The sequence below is a fragment of the Deltaproteobacteria bacterium genome (genome assembly GCA_016219225.1).
GTDB lineage: Bacteria > Desulfobacterota > RBG-13-43-22 > RBG-13-43-22 > RBG-13-43-22 > RBG-13-43-22.
In genome coordinates this window covers 1-5,729 of the sequence record JACRBX010000191.1, presented here as the reverse complement: position 1 = coordinate 5,729, position 5,729 = coordinate 1, and the positions used below count along the sequence as shown (strand labels likewise).

Annotated in this window: 5 protein-coding genes; all 5 read right to left on the bottom strand. The window is 48.3% G+C overall.

All coding sequences use genetic code 11. From position 1 onward, the window contains the following. Positions 1-263 precede the first annotated feature (263 nt). On the bottom strand, positions 264-1,532 hold the full coding sequence (locus HY879_16355; GenBank protein ID MBI5604912.1) for an MFS transporter: 1,269 nt from the start codon (positions 1,530-1,532) through the stop codon (positions 264-266). Between the two features lie 81 nt (positions 1,533-1,613). After that, on the bottom strand, positions 1,614-1,940 hold the full coding sequence (locus HY879_16350; protein ID MBI5604911.1) for a hypothetical protein: 327 nt from the start codon (positions 1,938-1,940) through the stop codon (positions 1,614-1,616). 40 nt (positions 1,941-1,980) lie between these two features. Further along, on the bottom strand, positions 1,981-3,156 hold the full coding sequence (locus HY879_16345) for a thiolase family protein (protein ID MBI5604910.1): 1,176 nt from the start codon (positions 3,154-3,156) through the stop codon (positions 1,981-1,983). Positions 3,157-3,189: 33 nt separating this feature from the next. Beyond that, positions 3,190-4,869 carry a long-chain fatty acid--CoA ligase gene (locus tag HY879_16340; GenBank protein MBI5604909.1) on the bottom strand — a complete coding sequence of 560 codons (1,680 nt, stop codon included), beginning with the start codon at positions 4,867-4,869 and terminating at the stop codon, positions 3,190-3,192. 12 nt (positions 4,870-4,881) lie between these two features. Beyond that, on the bottom strand, positions 4,882-5,729 hold an 848-nt coding region (locus tag HY879_16335; protein MBI5604908.1), incomplete at its 5' end, for a nitronate monooxygenase.

Below are 5,729 nucleotides of genomic sequence, written 5' to 3'. Positions count from 1 at the left end.
TACTGGCCTACACAAGACAATATGACGCTTTCCACTCGGCTTCTCCATCATGTCCGTATCAATCCAGATTTTTCAAAATCGCGTCCAAAACCTTGTCAAGAACTTTTTTTAATTATTTCAAATTTTTTGCTGAATAGTTACCTTTTTCATAGATAATCTCAACATTCGAAAACGTTGATTATTTCTGGTTCGAACTGAGCTATAATCCAGGGATATACGCGCCTTACCGGTGTAGTACCGAGATTATAGGACTTCCAATTTGTCTAAGCATGTTTTGAATTAAGGAACAAAGATTCACGGGATACCACTTGCCCTTCAAATCTGCTTGCAGCAAAAAAACAGACCATACCAATTAAGGATATTACCATTAAATACACAAAAGCTCCGGTAAAGGACCCGCCAAAAGCATCGACAATTATTCCCATAATCAGCGGGGCAGTGAAACCTGCAATTTGCGTTCCCGTATATATAAAACCAGAGGTAAACCCAACTGCCTCGCCGGGGAATTGCTTTAGAGGTATGGAATTGAATACAATTATTACAATGCTGCAAGCCATTGTTATGATCGTCATCAAAACATTTAACAATAAAACATGTAATGATATTGTCGCTATAATAAAAAGCATAATAGCTGCACAACCGAGACAGAAACCGGCCAAAAGCTTGGATGTTTTTAACGGAAGCTTATCGGTAAGAAATCCGCCTATGTATATGGTGATTAAAGATAAAAACGGTGGGAAAAACGCATACCAGCCAATGGATCTTAGATCTAAACCATAAACTTTATGCAAAAGGGTAGGCATCCAGGAAGCAATCCCCCACATTACAGTGAATGTCCCAAAAGCTCCGACAAACACCAGCCATAACATCGGTACTCCCAGTATGCCTTTCAGCGAATATTTTTTTTCAGTTTCCCTTGCTGAAGGATTTTGATCAACTGAGGGTTGCGGTTGTTCCGGCCCTTTTAATAAAAAATAAAATAAAGGAAGAATAAGGAACCCCCCAAAACCATAAACATAAAACATCTTGCGCCAGCCGATAGATGCCATTAACGATGTAGTGATAAGCGGGGCAAGAAATCCCATTATATAACTGGCTGACAGTAAAACAGATATTGCCCGTCCGGACTCGTTTTTTTCGAATTTTTGCGCCACCAGACTTGCTGAAGCGGGAAAGTAACCTCCCTCTCCAATCCCGTACATAAAGCGGATTAAAATCAAAATGGGAAGAGACCAGGCTATACCGGTCAATATGGTAAATATTGACCAGGCGGTAATAGAAACAAGAATGACCCTTCGGGAACCAAATTTATCGGCCAACCAACCTCCGGGCATTTGCATAATAGCATAACCTGCAAAAAATGCGCTTAACACCATACCAATGCTGGCCGCACTTAAGTTTAGATCCTTTTCCATTAACACAACGGCAAAATTAATTGTGTACCGATCCAAGCCCCCCAACAAACCGCCCAAAAACAACAGAGTCAAAATGACAAGCTTTTCCCGGTCTTTAAACCAGACCAATTTTTCCATTTTTTACCTCCTTTAATTGTTTAGGATTTCGCTTGGTCTTCCCGGTCTCTCTTAAGTGACAGGTTATGATTTCCCATTTATTTACGACCATCCAACTTCTTTTGTTGTCTTTAGTTTCTTTCTGATCACTTTTGCAACCAGACCTGCATCGGTGGGATCAGGGCAACGAATAAATTCCGTTGTAATTCCATCCGGATCGAGCATTTTCTCGTATTCGGTATCTTTGTATTTCCAAGGCAAAGAGCCTCCAAACTGCAATACCCGAATCATAGAATTGATACTGTCCAATAACCACGGGCATAACTTACCAATATCTTTTGGATATTTGTATTTTTCGCCTATACGATGATGGCCGCATCCTTTTCCTTTAAAGATCTCAATTTCGATTTCGTAATTGATCGTACCCACTGGTGTCCTCTTTAATCATAACAGTTTGATCATGATCTTTTCACCCAACCCTTTCCCAAAGGGTGGCGTTGGCGTTACCGAATCCCCCGCAAAGCGTGGCAAGCCCGTATTTTGCGTCCGTTCTTTCCGTCTTCATGATATTGTTCAAAGTAACGACAATCCTCGCCCCCGATTCTCCCAGCGGGTGACCAAGAGCCAGGGCGCCTCCCCAGAGGTTGGTCTTTTCGAAGGGGGAATTTTTTTCTAAACCCAGCTCCCTAAGGCAGACCAGGGACTGGCTGGCAAAGGCTTCGTTTATTTCCACCACATCTATTTCATTTATGCTGATGCCGGTTCTTTCCAGCAGCTTTTTAACCGCAAATACAGGCCCTATGCCCATCACAGACGGATCGCATCCGGCCATCACCCCGGCCATATATTTCAGGTGATACGCGCAGCCAAATTCGTCGGCCTTCTCCCTGCTCATGAGAAGGAGAGCGCAAGCACCCTGGGTGAGGGGTGAAGAAGTGGCAGCGGTTATTACCCCTCCTTCTTTAAAGGGCGACTTCATTTCGGCCATGGTCTCCATGGAAATGTCGTCCCTGATCCACTGGTCCCGATCGACCATGAATTGAGTGCCGTCTTCCTTTTCACCCTCGACGGAAACTATCTCATTTTTAAACTTCCCGGCGTCCCTGGCGGCAGCCGCCCTTTTATTGCTGTAATAGGCCATGGTCTCCATGTCCCGTCGGGAAACATTCCACTGGTCGGCAACTTTTTCCGCGGTTGCTCCCATGGGAATTTCAGCCGGGCTGTATTTCTGAAAAACTCTCGGCGGTATGTCCATCCCGACTCCCATGGGGGCATGCAGCATATCTTCCACGCCACCGGCTATGTATATGTCTCCTTCGCCGCACATAATGGCTCTGGCGGCGTGTTCCACAGCCGACATCCCGGAAGGGCACTGCTGGCAGATGGTGTTAGAAGGCACCGACTCCGGGTACCCGCCGGCAAGCCAGCCCAGTCTGCCAATGTCATTCTGCATGCCAATCTGGATGGCGGTGCCGATAAATACCGCCTCCACGTCTTCAGGCTTCACCTGCCTGTTTCTTTCAAAAAGGGCATCGTAGACCGCCGTTATAAGCTCGTCCGGCCTTTTGTTCCTGAACCAGCCCTTATCCTTGTGCGCCCTGCCGTTCGGCGTCCTTAATCCGTCAACGATTACACACTCTTTCACAATTTTTTCTCCTTTCATTATGGCATGCTCAGTTTAAGCTTGAGAGGGGAGCTGCTGCCTTTTTACCTCTTCCTCAGACCGCAAAATCTTACGCAGGACCTTTCCTACGGCCGATTTGGGCAGGGAATCTCGGAATTCAATTTTTTTGGGTACTTTATAGGCGGCCAGTTTTTCCCGGCAAAAGGTGATAATCTCTTCGCCGGTAGCGGTCTCGCCGGTCTTCAGGACAATATAGGCCTTGACGGTTTCCCCGCGGTAGGCATCGGGAATGCCCACTGAAACGGCCTCCTGGATTTTGGGATGCTGAAAGAGCACTTCATCGATTTCCCGGGGATAAATATTAAATCCGCCGGCAATGATCATATCTTTCTTGCGGTCCACAATAAAGAGGTAACCTTCTTCATCCCTGACGGCGACATCACCGGTATGCAGCCAACCATCCTTCAATTGACCGGCTGTTTCCTCCGGCTCATCCCAATACCCTTTCATGACCGCGGGGCTCTTGATGATGATTTCCCCGGGTTGCCCTTGAGGCACCTCCTCTATGCCTTCCTGCAGGTCCACTAATCTGAGATCCGTATCCGGGAAAGGGATACCGATGCTGCCCGTCTTTTTCAACCCCAGGATTGGGTTGGCGGTGCCCAACGCAGTAGTCTCGCTCATACCCCAGCCTTCGCTGAAATAGATCCCCATATCCTTGACCTGTTCGATCAATTCCACCGGCATGGGTGCGGCGCCGGAATTCAGCGTCCCGAACTTTCGGTCCAGTTGGAGTTCCAAAGCCCTGGGGTGATTGACTATGGCATTAATCATGGTCGGCACGGTGGGGAAGAAGGATATTTTTTCAAATTGGGCCAAAAGGTCGATCAGCTCATCGATTTGAAAACGGGGCACCAAAATCTGGGTAGCGCAATTCAGGAGGGCGTTATTCATTACCACGATATTGCCGTAGGCATGGAAAAAAGGCAGTACGGCCAAGAATGTCCTCTTTTCCGGGGGAGTGAGATTCATGGCGGGAGTTCCCCAGAGAGAGCATAGCAGGGTGGCCGCAACAACATTGGCGTGTGTCAGGACGGCCCCTTTGGGAAGCCCGGTTGTTCCACCGGTAAATTGGATCAGGGCCGGGTCTTCCGGGTTGACCTGAACTCTCGGACGTTTTGTGCTGGGACAATCTTCGATTAATTTGTGAAAATAATGCCATCCCTCCTCCAGGTCCAGGCCGGCCGGGGTGCGTTGTCCCTTCCCTTGAAGATAATCAGTGACCCTGGTGACAACAACCCTGGAGATAGGCACGGCCTGGCAGAGGGCCCTGATGTTTGGAAGAACCGTATCAAAGGTAATCAGGGTAGTGATTCCGGTTTTGGCCGACAGGGCCTTTAATTCATCGGGGGTATACATGGGATTCAGATTGACCACAATCGCCCCCAGAGACAAGGCGGCATAATAGGCTATGGGGTATTGGGGACAGTTGGGGAGATGCAAACCGACTCGTTCCCCTTTGACGACCCCCAAAGCCCCCAGGGCATTAGCCAGGCGCAGGACGTTGTGGCGCAACTCCCGAAAGGTCATTTCCGTACCGAGAAAATAGAAAGCCGGTTTATCCGGGAAGGCATTGGCCGGAAGTTGCAGAAGCTCATGGACCGGCAGCCGGGGGTAGCGGATTGCCGCAGGTATCTGGTAGTCATAATGGCGGTGCCAGGGGCGCTCTTCAATCATTCAGCCCTCCTATGAACGGAATTTCTTGAGATTCTGCTGCAGGCAGTCTTCCGCTTCTTTAACCATCCGATCCAGCAATTTCCGGCAGGAGACGACGTCATGGATCAAACCGATGGTCTGGCCGACTGGGATAAGGCCCTTCCCGGTTTTCCCTTTTTGCCAGATATCATCCCCGAACGACCCGGATAGGTGCGGGAGTATCTCTTCTATACCCTTGCCTTCTGCTTCAAGTCTTAAGACCTCACGTATCGAATCATTCAACAGTGCCCGTCCCTGCAGCCCGAAGGTATTTCCATACAGAACGGTTTCGTTTTCATGACGGTTTATAAATTCTTCATAGATATTTTCATGCACTTTGCATTCAAGGGTATTAATAAAACGTGTTCCCATCAGAATCCCATCCGCCCCCAGACACAAAGCGGCGGCCAGCCCTCTTCCGTCGGCCATGCCGCCGGCCGTTATCACCGGGACTTCCAGTTCTTCAACCATTCTGGGCGTTAAGACGGTAGTGGCCACATTTTCATTCAACGGATGTCCACCCTCTTCGACACCGGCGGCGATGACTCCGTCATAGCCGGCCTTTTGGGCTGATTTTCCATGTCTGACCGAGCCGACCTTCTGGAAAATCTTAACGCCCATTTTTTTTAGAAGAGTAAAATACTTGCCATCTTCAAAACGATTCAAAGGCATTCCACTTATTTCCAAGGCCGGAACGCCCTCTTCGGTAATAGCTTCAAAATAGTCCTTAAATCTATCGGGGTGGATTCCGATCGAAGGCAATATGGTCACATTGACCATAAACGGTTTGTCCGTAAGGGTTTTCACTTCCTTTATGGCCGATTTTAGTTCAGCTTTGT